We start from the raw sequence: 556 nt of genomic DNA on the forward strand, positions 1-556 counted from the left end.
CCGCGGGAAGGCTGAAGTGATTTTATCAATGAATACCACGACCTCAATGGAGGCTTGGTATACATTCAATTTTTCAAAATCGAAATAACTCATGGTTGGATTTTCCTTATAATTAAGTGTTGGACAGTTGAAACAATTTCCAATTGAATGACAAAGCGCTTTATTGTAATTTTTGGTTCGTTGAAAACAGAAATCACAAGGAGTAGCGCCGTGTCAATTGAGGACTTTATCATTACTGTGTTTTGCTTAATAGATGATGAGTTTAAAAAAATCGGTTATGGAGATAAATTAAGAACAAGGGGTTTTGAACCAAAGCTATCTGATAGCGAGGTGATCTGCAGTTTCACATCGAAAAAGTCAGAGCAAGAGACCGGTGGCATTTAACAAATAGAATAGGGAGAAAAGTATTGGCACATACTATGGGTATCATGGTTAACAAAATGCTAGGAAATCCACCCTTGCAATTTGAACGCCTTGGAATTGTTTAAAAACCGGGCTCGGGCTCGCTCACGCGCCCGGGCCCGATTTGTTCCGTGAAAAGTTGAGCATCACGTTA

The 556-nt window shown here is 39.6% G+C and carries 1 protein-coding gene and 1 pseudogene; both read left to right on the plus strand.

Annotation, left to right across the window (positions count from 1 at the left end; genetic code table 11):
- Positions 1-210: 210 nt before the first annotated feature.
- Entirely contained in the window at positions 211-384 is a 174-nt protein-coding gene (locus AB3348_RS15245; protein ID WP_367608476.1) for a hypothetical protein, read from the plus strand.
- Positions 339-488: pseudogene (locus AB3348_RS15250) on the plus strand (IS982 family transposase); the annotation flags it as partial. The gene AB3348_RS15245 and the pseudogene AB3348_RS15250, both read left to right, overlap by 46 nt.
- Positions 489-556: the final 68 nt, after the last annotated feature.

This window comes from Legionella sp. W05-934-2 (assembly GCF_964199965.1).
Lineage (GTDB): Bacteria > Pseudomonadota > Gammaproteobacteria > Legionellales > Legionellaceae > JAFIFT01.